General features: G+C 72.3%; 16 protein-coding genes and 1 pseudogene. 10 read left to right on the top strand and 7 right to left on the bottom strand.

What is annotated here, in order from left to right; genetic code table 11:
- The coding region (locus JNW89_RS09240; protein WP_309139965.1) for a DnaA N-terminal domain-containing protein at positions 1–226 on the bottom strand (226 nt) is incomplete at its 3' end.
- Between the two features lie 635 nt (positions 227–861).
- Between JNW89_RS09240 and rpmH the strand changes: the two genes are divergently transcribed.
- The 9 genes from rpmH to JNW89_RS09285 all read left to right on the top strand — a co-directional run bounded on the left by rpmH (position 862) and on the right by JNW89_RS09285 (position 9,819).
- Positions 862–999 (top strand): 50S ribosomal protein L34, encoded by a 138-nt coding sequence (gene rpmH / locus JNW89_RS09245; protein ID WP_117668129.1) that lies wholly within the window; start codon positions 862–864, stop codon positions 997–999.
- A gap of 35 nt (positions 1,000–1,034) precedes the next feature.
- Positions 1,035–1,451: a ribonuclease P protein component gene (gene rnpA / locus JNW89_RS09250; protein WP_238448554.1), complete on the top strand. Its 417-nt coding sequence runs from the start codon at positions 1,035–1,037 to the stop codon at positions 1,449–1,451.
- Complete coding sequence (gene yidD / locus JNW89_RS09255) at positions 1,448–1,735, top strand: membrane protein insertion efficiency factor YidD (protein ID WP_088959669.1); 288 nt, start codon at positions 1,448–1,450, stop codon at positions 1,733–1,735. Before rnpA ends, yidD begins: the two co-directional genes overlap by 4 nt.
- Positions 1,736–1,738: 3 nt before the next feature.
- A complete protein-coding gene (gene yidC, locus JNW89_RS09260; RefSeq protein WP_238448555.1) occupies positions 1,739–2,734 on the top strand; it encodes a membrane protein insertase YidC in 996 nt (331 codons plus the stop codon).
- A 212-nt stretch (positions 2,735–2,946) separates the two neighbouring features.
- Positions 2,947–3,549 (top strand): R3H domain-containing nucleic acid-binding protein, encoded by a 603-nt coding sequence (locus JNW89_RS09265; RefSeq protein ID WP_238448556.1) that lies wholly within the window; start codon positions 2,947–2,949, stop codon positions 3,547–3,549.
- 118 nt (positions 3,550–3,667) lie between these two features.
- A complete protein-coding gene (gene rsmG, locus JNW89_RS09270; protein ID WP_238448563.1) occupies positions 3,668–4,369 on the top strand; it encodes a 16S rRNA (guanine(527)-N(7))-methyltransferase RsmG in 702 nt (233 codons plus the stop codon).
- A 228-nt stretch (positions 4,370–4,597) separates the two neighbouring features.
- Positions 4,598–5,956, top strand: a complete 1,359-nt coding sequence (locus JNW89_RS09275) for an AAA family ATPase (protein ID WP_375155066.1) — start codon at positions 4,598–4,600, stop codon at positions 5,954–5,956.
- A gap of 27 nt (positions 5,957–5,983) precedes the next feature.
- A complete protein-coding gene (locus tag JNW89_RS09280; protein WP_238448557.1) occupies positions 5,984–7,006 on the top strand; it encodes a ParB/RepB/Spo0J family partition protein in 1,023 nt (340 codons plus the stop codon).
- 2,135 nt (positions 7,007–9,141) lie between these two features.
- Positions 9,142–9,819, top strand: coding sequence for a hypothetical protein (locus JNW89_RS09285; RefSeq protein ID WP_255540598.1), 678 nt, complete (start codon positions 9,142–9,144; stop codon positions 9,817–9,819).
- A 415-nt stretch (positions 9,820–10,234) separates the two neighbouring features.
- Here the strand turns inward: JNW89_RS09285 and JNW89_RS09290 are convergent, their stop codons facing one another.
- Positions 10,235–11,233, bottom strand: coding sequence for a D-alanine--D-alanine ligase (locus JNW89_RS09290; protein ID WP_375155067.1), 999 nt, complete (start codon positions 11,231–11,233; stop codon positions 10,235–10,237).
- Between the two features lie 7 nt (positions 11,234–11,240).
- A complete protein-coding gene (locus tag JNW89_RS09295; protein ID WP_238448560.1) occupies positions 11,241–12,551 on the bottom strand; it encodes a PLP-dependent aminotransferase family protein in 1,311 nt (436 codons plus the stop codon).
- 296 nt (positions 12,552–12,847) lie between these two features.
- Between JNW89_RS09295 and JNW89_RS09300 the strand changes: the two genes are divergently transcribed.
- Positions 12,848–13,513 (top strand): GNAT family N-acetyltransferase, encoded by a 666-nt coding sequence (locus JNW89_RS09300; RefSeq protein WP_154941042.1) that lies wholly within the window; start codon positions 12,848–12,850, stop codon positions 13,511–13,513.
- Positions 13,514–13,551: 38 nt separating this feature from the next.
- Here the strand turns inward: JNW89_RS09300 and JNW89_RS09305 are convergent, their stop codons facing one another.
- The 4 genes and pseudogenes from JNW89_RS09305 to JNW89_RS09320 all read right to left on the bottom strand — a co-directional run.
- Entirely contained in the window at positions 13,552–14,709 is a 1,158-nt protein-coding gene (locus tag JNW89_RS09305; protein ID WP_238448561.1) for an N-acetylmuramoyl-L-alanine amidase, read from the bottom strand.
- Between the two features lie 194 nt (positions 14,710–14,903).
- Complete coding sequence (gene trxA, locus JNW89_RS09310; RefSeq protein ID WP_088959679.1) at positions 14,904–15,227, bottom strand: thioredoxin; 324 nt, start codon at positions 15,225–15,227, stop codon at positions 14,904–14,906.
- A 36-nt stretch (positions 15,228–15,263) separates the two neighbouring features.
- Positions 15,264–16,217, bottom strand: coding sequence for a thioredoxin-disulfide reductase (gene trxB / locus JNW89_RS09315; protein WP_238448562.1), 954 nt, complete (start codon positions 16,215–16,217; stop codon positions 15,264–15,266).
- Between the two features lie 193 nt (positions 16,218–16,410).
- Positions 16,411–16,901, bottom strand: a pseudogene (locus JNW89_RS09320) (hypothetical protein); the annotation flags it as partial.

Raw genomic sequence — 16,901 nt, forward strand, 5'->3', positions numbered from 1 at the left:
GCCGGCCCAGCCGCCGGGTGAGCGCCTCGGTGATGGCCGGGCGGAGCCGGGACTCGATCACGTCCCGGGTGAAGGCGTCCGGGACGGAGAGCAGCGCGGTGTCCTCGACGATCGCCCGCAGTCGGGTCAGCCGCAGGTACGCACGCTGCTGCGCGGAGATGATCTCGTCGGCGAGTTCGTCCGTCGCCGCGGTCCACACCGCGGCAAGGTCGGTCGTACCGGCCACCGTCGTGCCACCCCCTCGCCTCTGCTCCCGGTCGCCGCTGTCGTCCAGTCGGCCGTTCCGGGCCCGCCACCGCGTTCGAGCGGGTGGTACCTCACCCCACCGGGCGGCTGACCGACCGGCATCCACAAGTTATCCACAGCCTGTGTGTACCGACCGATTGTGCCGCCCGCCGTGCGCGGGTCGGACCTGCCCCCCTGGTCGGGCGGGACGTTGCGCGGGTTCACCGTGGCGAACGATTCACTGCCGTGTCCGGTCTTGCCTGCCAGCGACAACCCGGACCCCCGACGCTGACCGCAATCGGGCACGGTAACAGCGACGGCCCGGCACCATCAACCGCCGACGCTCCGGCCGCTTGGCGGCATCAGTGAAAACCGCCGGTTCGGTCGTACGGCCGCCCTGCTCGTGCCTCCAGCGACCTGTTTGACGGTCATTGCCCCCCTGCGTAGGCTGGAGGGGCTGCTCTGTCGCCCTCTGCTAGGGTGATGGGTGCTTGCTGTCCGCGATCGCTTCCCCGCATCGCCGAGGTCCCGGGGTCGCCGGGCAGCATGGATCGGAGGTCACCGCCGAGGTGGCCTGGACCACCACACGACCCCGGCGATCCCGCGCCGTGGACGTACGAAAACGGAGAGCCTGACGTGAGCAAGCGCACCTACCAGCCGAACAACCGCCGGCGCGCGAAGACCCACGGCTTCCGGCTGCGCATGCGCACCCGGGCCGGTCGCGCCATCATCTCGACCCGCCGCTCCAAGGGCCGCACCCGCCTGTCGGCCTGAGCCGACCGGGTCCGGTCCGGGGGACGTGGGCAGTCGTGCTGACGGCCGCACAGCGACTGCGGCGCAGCACTGACTTCGCCGCAGCGGTCAGGGGTGGCCGACGCGCCGGACGAGGTGCCGTCGTCGTTCACCTGACGCTGCCGGCAACCCCCGAACCCACCGCGACAACCTCGCCGGAGCCGGCGCGGGTCAGCGGCACGGAGATGATCTCCGCGCCGACCCGCGCCGGCTTCGTCGTGTCCAAGGCCGTCGGCCCCGCCGTGGTCCGCAACAAGGTCCGGCGCCGGCTGCGGCACCTGGTCCGCGAGCGCCTGGCCGCGCTGCCCGAGGGAAGCACCCTGGTGGTACGCGCACTGCCGGCCGCCGCCGAGGCGAACTACCTCCGGCTGGGGGCCGACCTGGACGCGGCGATCGCCGCCGCACGGGCACCCCGGGGGCGGCGGTCCCGATGAGCACCGGATCGGCCGGTTCGCGGCCTACCAGCCTGGGTGCCCGAGTGCTGAGTGGTCCCATCATCGCGTACCGTCGTTGGATAAGCCCGGCGCTGCCGGCCCGCTGTCGGTTCTACCCGTCGTGCAGTGCGTACGCCCTGGAGGCGGTGGCGCGGCACGGCGCGCTCCGGGGAGCCGGCCTGACGGTCCTGCGCTTGTCGCGCTGCCACCCTTTCCACCCAGGTGGACACGACCCGGTGCCCGAGCCGGGCGGCCGCCGCCGTGCCGACGTGACTGGAGCCTGAGAATTGAGTCTCGACTGGATCTACTACGCCATCTCGTGGATCCTGCTGACCTGGCACTCGGCCTGGGACGCCATCAAGGTGCCGGTCGGCGCGGTGCTCGGCACGAACTGGGCCTGGATCCTCTCGATCATCTTCCTGGTGGTCACCGTCCGGGTGATCCTCTTCCCGGTCTTCGTCAAGCAGATCAAGTCGCAGCGGGCGATGCAGGCGCTCCAGCCCAAGGTCAAGGAGCTGCAGGAGAAGCACAAGGGTGACCGGGAGACGCTCCAGAAGGAGATGATGGAGCTCTACCGGAAGGAAAAGGCCAACCCGCTGATGGGCTGCCTTCCGATGTTCCTCCAGATCCCGGTCTTCCTCGGCCTCTTCCACGTGCTGCGCCGCCTCGACCCGGGCAAGTCGAGCAAGACCCTGTACGGCTGGTCGGTCGACCAGTTCAACAGCGCCTCCAGCGCGAAGCTCTTCACCGCCCCGATCGCCGGCAAGTTCGGCTCGACCGCCGACGAGCTGGCCCGCCTCGGCGCCAACGGCACCACCGTGAAGATCATCGCCGGCATCCTGGTCCTGGTCATGATGGGCACCACCTACCTGACCAGCCGCCAGATGATCCTCAAGACCGGTTGGGCGGAGGACCCGCAGCAGCGGATGGTGCAGCGACTGATGCTCTACGGCATCCCCCTGTCGCTGCTGATCTCCGGCGCGATCTTCCCGATCGGTGTGATCATCTACTGGGTCACCAACAACCTCTTCACCCTCGGCCAGCAGCAGTGGGTGCTGCGCAAGTTCCCGCCGCTGGTGACCAACAAGGGGGTCGTCGGAAACAAGGCGACCACCGGCAACCGCGGCCCGGTGCAGCCGACGAAGATCGGTGGTTTCCTCAACCGCGCCAAGCCGGCCGCGCAGGTGCCGGCCAAGCCCGCCGCGCCGAAGGTCGCCGGGCCGAAGCCGGGTGCGAAGCCCACCAACCCGAAGAAGGGTCGGCCCGCCAAGCGGCAGGGCTGACCCCAGGGCCGCCGTCGGGACCACCGGCGGCGGCCTTCCGGCATCGCGCAGCCGCCGTACGGCCGGCGCCGGGCCGGAACCGCCGCGCCTGGCGCGTCACGGGCGAGACTGCCCGTACAAGACGTGCCCGTGGGCACCGGCCTTCTCCCGCCGGGCGCCCCGGGAAACCAGCGGACCCGACGGTCCGGCCGAGCGAGTACGGAGATGACACCGTGACCGACACCAGCATCCCCAGTGCGGAGCAGTCCGTGGACGAGGAGATCGTGCCGACCGCCGCGACCGGTGACGGCGAGCCCGAGGAGGCCGGGGAGGCGGCGGCCGAGGCGGGTGCCGCCCCGAAGAAGGCCGCCGGCGAGAGCGAGCTCTTCGCGCAGAGCGAGATCGCTGCCGACTACATCGAGGGCCTGCTCGACATCCTCGACTACGACGGCGACATCGACGAGCTGGTCTCCGGCGGGCGTCCGGTCGTCGAGGTGGTCGGCGCCCGGCTGCAGAACCTGGTCGGCCAGCGCGGCGCCACCCTGGAGGCGCTCCAGGAGCTGGCCCGGCTCGCGGTGTTCCGCCAGACCGGTGCGCCCAGCCGCCTGCTGCTCGACGTCGGCGGCTACCGCGCCACCCGGCGCAAGGAGCTCGCCGCCGTGGCCAAGAACGCGGTGGAGAAGGTCAAGGAGCACGGCGAGCCGGTCCGGCTGGAGCCGATGTCCGCCTTCGAGCGCAAGTGCGTGCACGACGTGGTCAACGCCATGAGCGGTGTGGAGAGCGAGTCCGAGGGCGTCGAGCCGAACCGGTGCATCATCGTCCGGCCGGCGGACTGAGCGGGTGACCCACGACGACGCCACGGCCGACGCCGTGACCGGCCCGGGTGGCACGCCGCCCGGGCCGTCGCCTGTCCGCCCCGTTCCCTCGCCGGAGGACGCCGCGCTGCCGGCCGAGCTGGCCCCGGCGGCCCGGACGCTCTTCGGTGACCGGCTGGACCTGGCGGCCGCGTACGCCGAACTGCTCGCCACCGACGGGGTGGTGCGCGGCCTGATCGGCCCGCGGGAGGCGCCCCGGATCTGGGACCGGCACCTGCTCAACTGTGCCGCCGTAGCCGAGCGCATCCCGGAAGGGGCCAGCGTCATCGACGTCGGCTCCGGTGCCGGGCTGCCCGGGCTGGTGCTGGCGATCGCCCGTCCCGACCTCCAGGTGATCCTGGTCGAGCCGCTGGCCCGGCGGACCTCCTTCCTGGTCGAGGCGGTACAGCAGCTCGGGCTGGCCAAGACGGTCCGGGTGTTCCGGGGCCGGGCCGACGAGGCGGCCACCGACGCGACGGGCACCGGCCCGTTCAGCGCCGACGTGGTGACCTCGCGAGCGGTCGCGCCGCTCGACCGGCTCTCCGGCTGGTGCCTGCCGCTCGTCGTACCCGGCGGCCGGCTGATCGCCGTGAAGGGCTCCTCCGCGGCGGACGAGATCGCGGAGCACGCCGAGACCGTCGACCGGCTCGGTGGCGGTGAGCCGAGCGTGCACCTCTGCGGGGTCGGCGTCATCGACCCGCCGGCCACCGTGGTGGAGATCGTGCGCGAGCGGGTGGTCCGACCGCCGTCCGCCAAGAAGGCACCCAAGCGCTCACGGGGCGGACGCAAGCGCGCTCGATGATCCCCGCTCGGGTTCCGGCGTGTCGCACCGGCCGGCGGACAACCGAGATGGACCCGCCGCGCCCGTCCCCCGTAGGCTGGCCGCGCGTCGATAGTGTGGGGCGGGCGGGCGTCGGGCGCACCGGGTCCCGACCGCTCCCGCCGGGACCGTACGCGCTGCGGTGCGAGTGCGCGTGTGGCCTGATTGACGGGGTGCGGACCGACCATCCGGAGCGGGCAGGGATGACAGGTGCATGACGACGGCAGGTACGACGATCCACGGGTGAGACGCCCGGAGGGCCTTCCCTCCGGAGTGGACCCTGTTTCACGTGAAACCGACCACGACTCCCGGCCCGCCGACGGCCCGCCGGGTTCCGCCGGCCCGCCGGACTGCGATCCGGTGGTCGGTCGGGACGTGCCCGCGGTCGGCGCCGCACGCCCCTCTCCCGAGTCGTACATTCCGCCGCCGCCCATCGCGGACGACGCGGGCCGGCCGGTCAACGCTCCCAGCGACCGCACCGCCCCGGTTCAACGCAACTCCGGCGCACCGTCCCGCTTCGAGACACCGGTCGGTGGCAACGTGCCGCCCGCCGTACCCCAGCAGCCGCACCCGGGCGCGGTGGCGGACTCCGAGTCCGTCGCCGCGAACACGCCGGGGCCGGCGGCCGGGGGCGTGACCGTCGACCCGGCCGCCGCCGCGTACGTTTCACGTGAAACCCCGACGCGCGAAGAGGATGACCCACCGTTGGCTATGGAGGCGATGCGCGCCGTGCAGATCCTGAATCCGAGTGGCGAGGTGACCATGCCTCGGCCCGACCGGACCCGGGTCATGTGCGTCGCGAACCAGAAGGGCGGCGTGGGTAAGACCACGACCACGGTGAACCTTGCGGTGGCGCTCGCCCTGCACGGCAACCGGGTGCTGGTGGTCGACCTCGACCCGCAGGGCAACGCCTCGACCGGGCTCAACGTGCCGCACCACACCGGCGTGCCGGACGTCTACGACTGCCTGATCAACAGCGTGCCGCTGGAGGAGGTCGCCCAGGAGGTCGAGGGCATCCCCAACCTGTGGTGCGTGCCGGCCACCATCGACCTGGCGGGCGCGGAGATCGAGCTGGTGTCCGTGGTCGCCCGGGAGTCCCGGTTGGCCCGGGCCATCGCCGCGTACCCGGGTCACTTCGACTACGTCTTCATCGACTGCCCGCCCTCGCTCGGCCTGCTGACGGTCAACGCGCTGGTCGCCGCGCAGGAGGTGCTGATCCCCATCCAGTGCGAGTACTACGCGCTGGAGGGCCTCAACCAGCTGATCAACAACATCAACCTGGTACGGCAGCACCTCAACCCCAAGCTCGAGGTCTCCACGATCCTGCTCACCATGTACGACCGGCGTACCCGGCTGGCCGACGCGGTCGAGCAGGACGTCCGGAACCACTTCGGCGACAAGGTCCTCCAGGCGGTCATCCCGCGCAACGTCCGGGTGTCCGAGGCACCCAGCTACGGGCAGTCCGTGATGACCTACGATCCCGGTTCGCGGGGGGCGACGAGCTACTTCGAGGCCGCCCAGGAAATCGCCGAGCGCGGTGTCAAGGAGCCGGTGAGCCGGAATGCGTAGTGCGCACGAGTCGCTGGGAGGCGTCGCATGAAGAACCGTCCCCGTGGCGGTCTGGGTCGAGGGCTCGGGGCGCTGATCCCGACCGGGCCGGCACCGGAGGCGCCGGGCAGCACCCTCACCGCGCCGGTCGAAGCCGACAGCGACGGTACGGCGGGCACCCCTTCCGTCGAGGCGGTGACCGCGCCGGTCGCCATCCCGTCGGCGCCGCCTGAGCCGCAGCTGAGCCCGGTGCCGGGTGCCCGCTTCGCCGAGATCCCGGTCGACGCGATCGTGCCGAACCCGAAGCAGCCCCGGCACGTCTTCGACGAGGAGGCGCTGGAGGAGCTGAAGACCTCCATCCAGGAGGTCGGCTTCCTCCAGCCGATCGTCGTCCGCCAGCTCGACGCCGAGAAGTACGAACTCGTCATGGGCGAGCGCCGGTGGCGGGCCGCCCAGGCGGTGGGCCGGGAGAACATTCCGGCGATCGTCCGGGACACCAAGGACGACGCGATGCTCCGGGACGCCCTCCTGGAGAACATCCACCGGGCGAACCTCAACCCGCTCGAAGAGGCCGCGGCCTACCAGCAGCTGCTGGAGGAGTTCGGCGCCACCCACGAGGAGCTGGCGCGGCGGATCGGCCGTAGCCGGCCGCAGATCTCCAACACGATCCGCCTGCTGAACCTGCCGGCGCAGGTGCAGCGTCGGGTCGCCGCCGGCGTGCTCTCCGCGGGCCACGCCCGGGCGCTGCTGAGCCTCGACGAGGCGGAGGCGCAGGAACAGCTCGCCCTGCGGATCGTCGCCGAGGGCTTGTCCGTACGCGCGACCGAGGAGATCGTGGCGCTCGCGCTCAACGACGGGCCGGCGAAGACGCCGGCGGCGAAGCGGCGTACCAAGCCGCACGCCCCGGCGCTCACCGATCTGGCCGACCGGCTCTCCGACCGCTTCGACACCCGGGTGAAGGTCGACATCGGCCGGAGCAAGGGCAAGATCACCATCGAGTTCGCGACGGTGGACGACCTGGAGCGGATCGTGGGCATCATCGGCGTCGGCGAGCAGGAGCCGGAGGACTGACCCCGCCCTGGTTCTGTCACCGGCCGCGTCGCCCCTGAGGGCACGCGGCCGGTTTGTTTCCTGCCGCGGCTGCAGGCCCGGACGGGCTGCGGGCGATCGCCCGGCGTACCCACGACATGGCGGCGCGGCTCGCGGCCGGGCTGCGCCGGCGTCGGTGGCGTGGGCGCGGGATGGCGGCGACGTGTTTCACGTGAAACCGGTGCGCCCTGGTGGGTGGGGCGGAGGCCAGCGAGGGCCCCGGTGCCGCCGCCGGCTTCCTCGGATGGCTGCGTCGCTGGGCACTTCACCGAGACCTGCTCGACCCGCGACTCGGGTTGCCCGTGGAGTGGATCGCGGTGTCCGGCGGCGGGACCGATGGCAGGCAGCGGATGGCTTGCGAACCGGCAGGAGCGATCGGTTCGTGCTGGGGTGGGCGGCGCTCGCAGCGTCCCGCCGGACTCGCGATGTGGTCGGCAGGCTCCATCACCGGCCTCGCTCGGAACGGACGCGCGGGGGGTGACTCCTCTATGAACGCAGGCGCCGACCGCAGTGCGGGAAGGTGTCGCCGTCGTCTGTGCTCTACGGGGGTGAACGCGTACTGGGCGGACGGGTTGCCCGTCGGACCGGCTACTTGCCCTCGCCGGCGGCGGGCGTCGGCTCGGTGACGACGTTGTAGGCGTGGGGCTCCCACGCTGACCTCCCTTCAGGGGCAGTCATAGGAGGGCCTGTAGCGTCGCCTGAGCCCTTGGCGGGCTCCTGAGGCAAGCAGGGTCGCGGTGAGGCGACCGTGTCCCGCCTGGGGCACCTGAGGGGCTTCGACGGTTGCTCCGGCGGGAAGGGGTGACGCCTGTCCGCTCGGCCGGGTACTTCGTTTCACGTGAAACGAGGCGCTGGGAATGCACTCCCATGACATGCCCAGGACTCAGGCACCCCGCCGGATCGATCTGAACGGCAAGGCTGTGCCTTCGACGGGCGCGGCCGGAACGCCCCCAAAGACGCGATCGTGGGCCTGTGGATCACGGCGAGAGGGAGCCACACCGCCACCCGGTCGCGGCCGGAACCGATGGCGGCCAGGTCGCCGAACTACCCGGTCGAACCCAATGAACGCCACGCGGCCCCGGGGTCAGCGTGTCGCGGTATCGCCGGGCTCGGGCACCGCGACACGCCGCAATCGGGGGGCGATCACGGGCGCCCACCGCTCCGCGCGGCAAATCGCCTCGCTCCATGAGGTCGGCCGGTTGCCATCGGGCCGGCTGGACGGCCACGACGGTCGCTCCGCATCTGCGCGCTGCCCGGCGGGGTCCGCCATCGCCGCGCCCGATCGCCCACATGGGCAAGGCTTCCTCCCGGTGTTCCACGTGAAACCGCCGAGGTTCCACGTGAAACGAGCAAGCGTCGTCCAAGCCAACCCACGGATCGCTCAGCCTCAGCCTCCGACGCTCGCTACGACGTGGAGGCGATCCGGACCGAGGATGGCCCGTGCGGCGCGGGCCCGCTGAAGCCGAACACCGGCTGCGGCAGATCGAAGATAAGGCGCGCCGACGACTGGACTGCCCATCGCACTGCCCATCGCGGTGCCCCTTCGGCGCGCGACGCCCGGCAGAAGCGCCGCTTCGGGCAGCAGCCAACCGGCGCTTCGCTCGTTGGGAGAAACGGGCCCGCGCTGCCTGTGGTCGGGCTGTGGATTCAACCCCCCGGTTATCCACAGCGGTTTTCCACAGGCACCCCTCGTTTCACGTGAAACACGGTGTCAAACGGCGTGCTGGCCTGTGGATGACGTGCTGTGGTGGTGATCTCACCAGCCTGTGGACAACCGCTCTCAGGCGGCCTCGGTGCGCACTCGGTGGACACCCCGCCACCTACGAGACGGCCTCACGATCGTCGTCGTTCGGGTAGGGACAGCGGTCTCCGACTCGGTTAGGGTCAGCGTCGTGCACGACACCCCTCCCGCAGTCCCGGATTTCACCCAGTGGCCCTCCTTCCCCTTCGAGGGGGACCTCCGCATCAAGCACCTCGATGATCCGGTCCCGGTCGAGCCGCCCCGCAAGGGCGAAGGGCACCGGGAATGCACGGCCTGCAACGCCCCCGACGACGCCTACATCTGGGTGGGCGAACGATGGCGGGTACGCGCCATGGACCGGCCCACCGGCCTGCCGATGGTGCTGATCCTGGAGTCCCGCTCCCACCTCGACCTCGGCGACCTGCCCAACCTGCTCGCCGCCGAGCTGGGGGTCATGACGGTACGACTGGAACGCGCCATCCGGTCGCTGGACGGCGTCGCCCGCGTGCACGTCAACCGCTGGGGCGACGGGTCGGCGCACCTGCACATGTGGTTCCTGGCCCGGCCGTACGGGCGGCTCCAGCTCCGGGGCACCTTCCTGTCGCTGTGGGACTCGATCCTGCCGCCCATCTCCGAGTCCCGGTGGCGGGAGAACCTCGCCATGGTGGCCGCTTGGCTGGCCGAGTTCGGCGGACGCCCACTGGCCGAGCCGCCGCGCATCCAGTGGCAGGCGCCGTCCAGCCTGTCCGCGCAGGCCTCTCGGGAGCAGGAGGCCGCAGAGCAGCAGCAGGAGGAGCCGGTGTCGGTAATCGAGTCGGACGAGGAGACGCCCGTACCGGCCGACGACTTGGACGCCGCCGCCGCAGAAGCTGACACGGGCGACGTCAGGGCGGGCGACGAGGGCACTGCGGGCGACGACGCTGAGGTGACGGCCGACGCGGACAGCGCCGGTGCGGAGAACAGCAACGGCGGCCTGGAGGGTGACGCTCCCCAGCACGACGACGCTACCGGCGAGGGGACGACCCCGGGAACAGCGACGATCCCGGGACGGTGACGATCCCGGGACGGTGACGATCCCGGGACGGTGACGACGCCGGGACGGCGACAGATACCGTGACCGGGCCCGCTCGGCTGACGCCGGCAGTCAACGGGACTGGAATGGCGTCGGCGGCCAGGCCGCCGCGCAGCCCCACCGAGGAGCCGAGCCGGTGAGGTGAGGCCGCCGCAGAGAGCGCGCAGCCGGCGAAGACCGTCGCGAAGTGGTAACCGGGGGAACGTCGACCCACTGGACGCGGTCTTCGTCTTGCTGCCGGGAGAGCGAGCGGCGGCGGGCGAAGTCCAGGTCCGCCCCGGTGGCGCCGGTGCTCGGCCCGATCCGGCGGTAGTTCACCGAAGCGCTGGCCCTACGCAGCGGGCGGGTAGTTCAAAACCGGCCGCTGCGAAGGCAGCGCAGCACGCGCGGGAAGCGGTCAGCCGCGCCGGGCGGCGGCGCGGCTGACCAGCGACCCCAGCACCCGGCCGAAGTCCAGCCCGGCCGCCTGGATCGCCAGCGGCAGCAGCGACGTCTCGGTCATGCCCGGCGAGACGTTCACCTCCAGCACGTGCGGTCGGCCGTCGGCGTCGACGATCAGGTCGACCCGGGACAGGTCGCGCAGGCCCAGGGCGGTGTGCGCGGCCAGCGCCACCTCGGTGACCGTGTCGGCGACGGCGCTGTCCAGCCGGGCCGGCGCGTGCCAGGTGGTCCGGCCGGCGGTGTAGCGGGCCGCGTAGTCGTACACGCCGTTGCGCGGCACGATCTCCACCGGCGGCAGGGCGCTCGGGCCGTCACCGAGGTCCACCACGGAGACGGCCACATCCATGCCGGGCACGTACCGCTCGACCAGCGCCGTCGAGTCGTACGCGAAACAACCCACCATCGCGGCGGGCAGCGCCGCGGCGTCCCGGACCACGGCGGCGCCCAGGCCGGAACCGCCCTGGGTCGGCTTCACCATCAGCGGCAGCCCCAGTCGGTCCACGATCCGGTCGAGCACCGCCACCGCGCCCAGCTCCGAGAAGCGGTCGTGCGGCAGCGCCACCCAGTCGGGGGTGGGGATGCCGTTCTCCCGCAGCACGGCCTTCGCCGACGGCTTGTCCCAGGCGAGCCGGGAGGCGCGGGCGTCGCAGCCCACGTACGGCACGCCGCAGAGGTCCAGGACGCCGCGCAGCGAACCGTCCTCGCCGGTCGCGCCGTGCAGCGCGATCACCACCGCGTCGGGCGGGTCGGCGGCCAGGGCGGGCAGCAGCGCCACGTCGGCGTCCCGCAGCTCCGCCTCCACGCCGACCGCGCGCAGCGCGTCGAGCACCCGGCGGCCGGAACGCAGCGATACGTCCCGCTCGTAGGAGAGGCCACCGGCGAGCACCAGCACGTGCAGGTCGGCGGTGACAGCGGGATCGGTCACGGGGGTTGCCCCGGCAGAGGTCACGGCCATGCCGGAATCATGCCAAGTCGGGTCCCGGCGCGTCCGCGCCGCCCTGCCGCCGGCGCTCGGCCGGGGTCACCGTGCCGAAGACCCGGCGCATGGCGATGTCCTGCTCCATCACGCCGGCGAGGCGGCGGACGCCCTCCCGGATCCGCTCCGGCGACGGGAAGGAGAAGTTGAGTCGCATGTTGCCGGTGCCGGAGCCGTCCGCGTAGAAGCCGGTGCCCGGCACGTAGGCGACCCGGGCGGCGATGGCGCGGGGCATCATCGCCTTGGCGTCCAGGCCGTCCGGCAGGTTCGCCCAGACGAAGAGGCCACCGGCCGGGGTGGTCCAGGTGGTGCCGGCCGGCATCAGGTCCTCCAGCGCGGTGAGCATCGCGTCCCGCCGCTCCCGGTAGACCTCCCGGTAGACCTTCAGCTGCTCCCGCCACGGCATCGTCGACAGGTACGTCGCCACGGCCGCCTGGGCGTAGCCGCTGGGGCAGAGGATCTGCGCCTCGCTGGCGATCACCAGCTTGTCGCGGACCGCGTGCGGGGCGAGGATCCAGCCGACCCGCAGGCCGGGGGCGAAGGTCTTGGAGAAGGTGCTCAGGTAGAAGACCCCGTCGCGGCGGCGGGCCCGCAGCGGCGCGGGCGCCTCGCCCTCGAAACCGAGCTGACCGTACGGGTCGTCCTCCACCACGAGCAGGCCGGCGCGCTCGCAGATGTCCAGCACCCGCTCGCGGCGCTCCTCGCTCAGCGTCACGCCGGTGGGGTTCTGGTAGGTCGGGATGGTGTAGAGGAACTTCACCCGGCGCCCGGCGCGGGCCAGGTCGGCGATGGCCACCTCCAGCGCCTCGGGGATCAGCCCCTCGTCGTCCATCGGCACGTGTGCCACCTGGGCCTGGGCGGCCTGGAACACCCCGAGCGCGCCGACGTACGTCGGGCCCTCGGCGAGCACCACGTCCCCCGGGTCGAGGAAGAGCCGGGCCACCAGGTCGAGGGCCTGCTGGCCGCCGACGGTCACCACCACGTCCTCGGGGGAGGCGCCGCAGGACGCGTCGATGCCGGAGAGGGCCATCACCTCGCAGATCCGCTCGCGCAGCTCCAGGGTGCCCTGGCCGATGCCGTACTGGAGGGTGGTCACCCCGTGCTCGGAGCCGAGCCTGCCCAGCATCTCGCCGACCGCGTCGAGCGGCAGCGCGGCGATGTACGGTGCCCCACCGGCGAGCGAGACGACCTCCGGCCGGCTGGCCACCGCGAAGAGCGCCCGGATCTCCGAGGCGGTCATCCCGCGGACGCGCCGGGCGTACCGGTCGGTGTAGTCGTCGAGCGTCGTGCCGGTCATGACATCACCTCGGTCGGGTGTCGGTCGGGCTCCCGCCCCGTGTGGTACCCGTGCAGCCGGCGCCCATGGCGGCGCGGGACGCCGGTTGGTCGATCCTAGTCCGCGGCCGCCACCCCGGGACCCCTGACGTGGGCCGCGTCCACATCCCGGACCGCCGTCCCCGGCTTGGGTGGTCGTTCGCGCGTCCCCTCCCGTACGGTCGGCTGGCGGCGTACGATCGCTCGTCGGGGGGCAGGAAGGCGGCGGCGACTCCTCCGCGCTGGTTTCACCTCCGAGCCTATTGTGGGGATGCGCCAATGTCGCGACGTCTGGTCAGTCTGACCCTCGACACCCTGGAAGACCTGCCCCGCCCGTGCCGGCAGTGCGTCTACTGGGAGCTCGACCCGGTCTCCGCCGACCGGGCCTGCGCCGCCGGTGACCCCGGCCTGGAGAAGGAGGCCTGGGTCTCCCAGACCCTGCTGGAGTGGGGCTCCTGCGGCAAGCTGGCCTACGTCGACGGCATGCCCGCCGGCTTCGTCATGTACGCTCCGCCCGCCTACGTCCCCCGGTCGATGGCCTTCCCCACCTCGCCGGTCTCCGCCGACGCGGCGCTGCTGATGACCGCCAACGTGGTGCCCTCGTTCGCCGGTGGCGGGCTGGGCCGGATGCTCGTCCAGGGCGTCGCCCGGGACCTCACCAAGCGCGGCATCAAGGCGATCGAGGCGTTCGGCGACGCCAAGTTCGGCGACGGCGACGACGCGACCCGGGCCTGCGTCGCCCCGGCGGACTTCTTCCTCTCGGTGGGCTTCAAGACCGTCCGGCCGCACCCGCGCTACCCGCGGCTGCGCCTGGAGCTGCGCACCGCGCTGAGCTGGAAGTCCGACGTCGAGTACGCGCTGGAGAAGCTGCTCGGCTCGATGAGCCCCGAGACCCTGCTCCGCCCGGTACGTCCCGCGCCGGCCACCCGGGCGACCACCAGCTGAGGCCTGAGGGCCCCGCCGGAAGCCCCTGCGATGGCGGCTCAGTCCATGACCGCGCCGGCGGCCACCACCTTGCGCAGCTCGCTGACGTCGATCGAGCCCGTCGGCACGTCCCGCTCGATCGGGAAGAACATCCGCTGCACGGCCGCCACGATCGCCTCGACCACCTTGTCCCGGAACCGGGGGTCCACCAGCCGGTTCCGGTCCAGCGGCGAGGTGAGGTAGCCCACCTCGACGCGGACCGCCGGCATCCGGGTCAGCCGCAGCAGGTCCCAGGCCTTGGCGTGGGTACGGCAGTCCCGCAGCCCGGTACGCGCCACGATCTCCCGCTGCACCAGCCCGGCCAGCCGCTCCCCGGTCGCCGAGGTGACGCCGTTGTCTGTCCCGTAGTGGTAGGTGGCCACCCCGTCGGCCTCGGGGTTGGCGTGCCCATCGGTGTGCAGCGAGATGAACACGTCCGCGCCGAGCGAGTTGGCCAACTGCGCCCGGTCGGTGTCCGGCAGGCACGTCGCCGGCGTCGGGCCACGGGTCAGCTGCACCCGTACGCCCGCGGCCGCCAGGCGTCCCTCCAGCCGGCTGGCCAGGTCGTACACCAGGTCCGCCTCGCACCAGCGCAGCGGGCCGTCCGGCACCACCACCCCCGGGTCGGTGCCCCCGTGGCCCGGGTCGATCACCACCGTCCGCCCCACCAGGGTCGGCCCGGACTGCCGGATCGCGTCGGACTCGCGCAGCCACTGCGGCCGGCCGCCGACCACCTTGCGACCGAGGCGGCGCAGCGCACCCATGGTGTGCGGGCCGCAGGAACCGTCCGGTTTCAGGCCCACCTCGCGTTGGAACTGGGCCACCGCGCGGGCGGTACGGACGCCGTAGATGGCGTCGGCGTGGCCCACGTCGTACCCCATCTCCAGCAGCCGCTCCTGGAGCGACCGGACGTCCTCGCCGCTGAGGGGTTCGGGCACCGCGTGGTAGAGGGTGCGGGCGCCCAGCCGCCAGCGGGCGGCGTCCAGGGCGCGCCAGGTCTCGGCACCCACCCGACCGTCGACGCTGAGCCCCCGGGACTGCTGAAAGGCGCGGACGGCGCGCTCCGTGGCGAGGTCGAACTCGTCGCCGGTGGCGGGCGGAAGCAGATCGAGGCCGGTCAGGACCGTGCGGATCTCCGTCACCGCGGGCCCACGGTCACCGGGTCGGATCGGACGCACGCACGACCCCCTCTGCACGAATGCTGGCTGGGCGGGCGCCACGGTCGCGCGACCGGAGTGCTCTGGCGCGTAGCGGATGCCTACGGAGCGTACCGTGCCCGGTGGCGGTCCACCCGGCGTTCGCCCAGCTCAGGGCCGGGAACGACGGAACCCCCGCACCCGGGGAGGGTACGGGGGTTCCGATGCTGGGAACGTCAGAGCGCCGACTCGATCAGCCGGACCAGCTCGCCCTTGGGCTTGGCGCCGGCGATCGACTGCACCGGCTCGCCGTTCTTGAAGATGGTGAGGGTCGGTACGGACATCACCCGGTAGGCGCGGGCGGTCTCCGGGTTCTCGTCGATGTTGAGCTTGACGATGGTGACCTGGTCGCCCATCTCGCCCGCGATCTCCTCCAGCAGCGGGGAGACCTTGCGGCACGGCCCGCACCACTCGGCCCAGAAGTCCACCAGTACCGGCTTGTCGGACTTCAGCACATCAGTGGCGAAGTTCGCGTCGGTGACGACCTTTGTTGCTCCCACTATGACCCTCCTCCGGGACTTTCGTTGTTCGGTTGTTCAGCCACTGATCGTGGCGATGAAGCGCTCGGCGTCGAGGGCGGCGGCGCAGCCCGTGCCGGCCGCCGTGATGGCCTGCCGGTAGGTGTGGTCGACCACGTCGCCGGCGGCGAAGACACCCGGCACGCTGGTCCGGGTGCTCGGCGCCTGGACCTTCACGTACCCCTCGTCGTCCAGCTCCACCTGCCCCCGGAAGAGCTCGCTGCGCGGGTCGTGGCCGATCGCCACGAAGACGCCGGTCACGTCGAGCACCTTGGTGTCGCCGGTGTGCACGTTGCGGACCCGTACGCCGCTGACCTTGCCGTCCGCGCCGAGGATCTCCTCGACGGTGCTGTTCCACTCGACCTTGATCTTGTCGTTGCCGAGGGCGCGGTCGGCCATGATCTTGCTGGCGCGGAACGAGTCGCGCCGGTGGATGATGGTGACCGAGTCGGCGAACCGGGTGAGGAAGCTCGCCTCCTCCATCGCGGAGTCGCCACCGCCGACCACGACGATGTGCTGGCCGCGGAAGAAGAAACCGTCACAGGTGGCGCAGGACGACACGCCGTGGCCCAGGTACTCCTGCTCGCCCGGCACGCCCAGCGGACGCCAGGCCGAACCGGTGGAGAGGATGACGGCCCTGGCCCGGTAGGCGGTCTCGCCGACCCACACGGTGCTGACCGCGTCCGACCCGATCATGCCGGTGTCCTGCAGCTCGACCCGGGTGACGTCGTCGGTCAGGAACTCCGCGCCGAACCGCTCGGCCTGCTTGCGCATGTTGTCCATCAGCTCGGGGCCGAGGATGCCGTCGGCGAAGCCGGGGAAGTTCTCCACCTCGGTGGTCGTCATCAGGGCGCCGCCGGACTGCACACCCTCGATGACGAGCGGCTTGAGGTTGGCGCGCGCGGCGTAGACCGCCGCCGTGTAACCGGCCGGCCCGGAGCCGATGATGATCAGGTTGCGGACCTCGTCCACTGCCGTCTCCCGATGTGTGTGTTCGACATCCGCCCCCGGCTGACCTACCGCCGGGACGACGCCGATCCGAGTGCCGACGGCTCAGCGACGCCGGCGGCTGACTTGCAGAACGTCATCGTACGAACCGGGGATTCCCGAACCGGTCATCCGGTGGGTCACGTCACGCGGCGACGGATGGCCGGCGACCGTGACCTCACCCTACCCGCGCCCGGTAGCGCGTGTCCGCGCCGGATCCCGGCACGCCACACTCCGCGCCGCTCGCCCAGGCCCAGCGCTCTCCCGACGGATCGGCGAACCGGAGGACGAGCGCCGGTTCCCCCTGGAAGCGGGCGTAGTCGAGCAGTTCGATGGTGATCGCCCCGCGCCCGTGCTCGGCGGCGACGTCGGTCAGACAGGCGTCCAGCGCGCTTGCGGCGGCGAGCCGGCCGAGCCCCATGCCGGACGGTCGCCGCTCCCCCTGGGGGGCCTTCTCGGTCGATCCGCCCGGCGCCAGCCCCGGGCCGTCGGTGGCCACCCGGGGCAGCACGGTCGAGGCCGCGCCACCGGCCAGGGCCTGCGGGGTCCAGTCGATGCCGCTGTTCTGCGGTGCGCCGGTGACCCGGAAGGGTGCCGTCGCCGAGGCGGCGTCGCCCCCGGCGACCGTCGATTCGGCCGCGCCGCCGCCCCCCGAGGTGTCGAGCAGGT

This window comes from Micromonospora sp. 4G55 (genome assembly GCF_016803375.1).

Excerpts from the sequence above, each read along its gene's own strand:
- yidD (WP_088959669.1), top strand. The coding sequence starts at position 1,448 with ATGAGCACCGGATCGGCCGGTTCGCGGCCTACCAGCCTGGGTGCCCGA.
- JNW89_RS09280 (WP_238448557.1), top strand. The coding sequence starts at position 5,984 with ATGAAGAACCGTCCCCGTGGCGGTCTGGGTCGAGGGCTCGGGGCGCTG.
- JNW89_RS09285 (WP_255540598.1), top strand. The coding sequence starts at position 9,142 with ATGGTGCTGATCCTGGAGTCCCGCTCCCACCTCGACCTCGGCGACCTG.
- JNW89_RS09290 (WP_375155067.1), bottom strand. The coding sequence starts at position 11,233 with ATGGCCGTGACCTCTGCCGGGGCAACCCCCGTGACCGATCCCGCTGTC.
- JNW89_RS09295 (WP_238448560.1), bottom strand. The coding sequence starts at position 12,551 with ATGACCGGCACGACGCTCGACGACTACACCGACCGGTACGCCCGGCGC.
- JNW89_RS09300 (WP_154941042.1), top strand. The coding sequence starts at position 12,848 with ATGTCGCGACGTCTGGTCAGTCTGACCCTCGACACCCTGGAAGACCTG.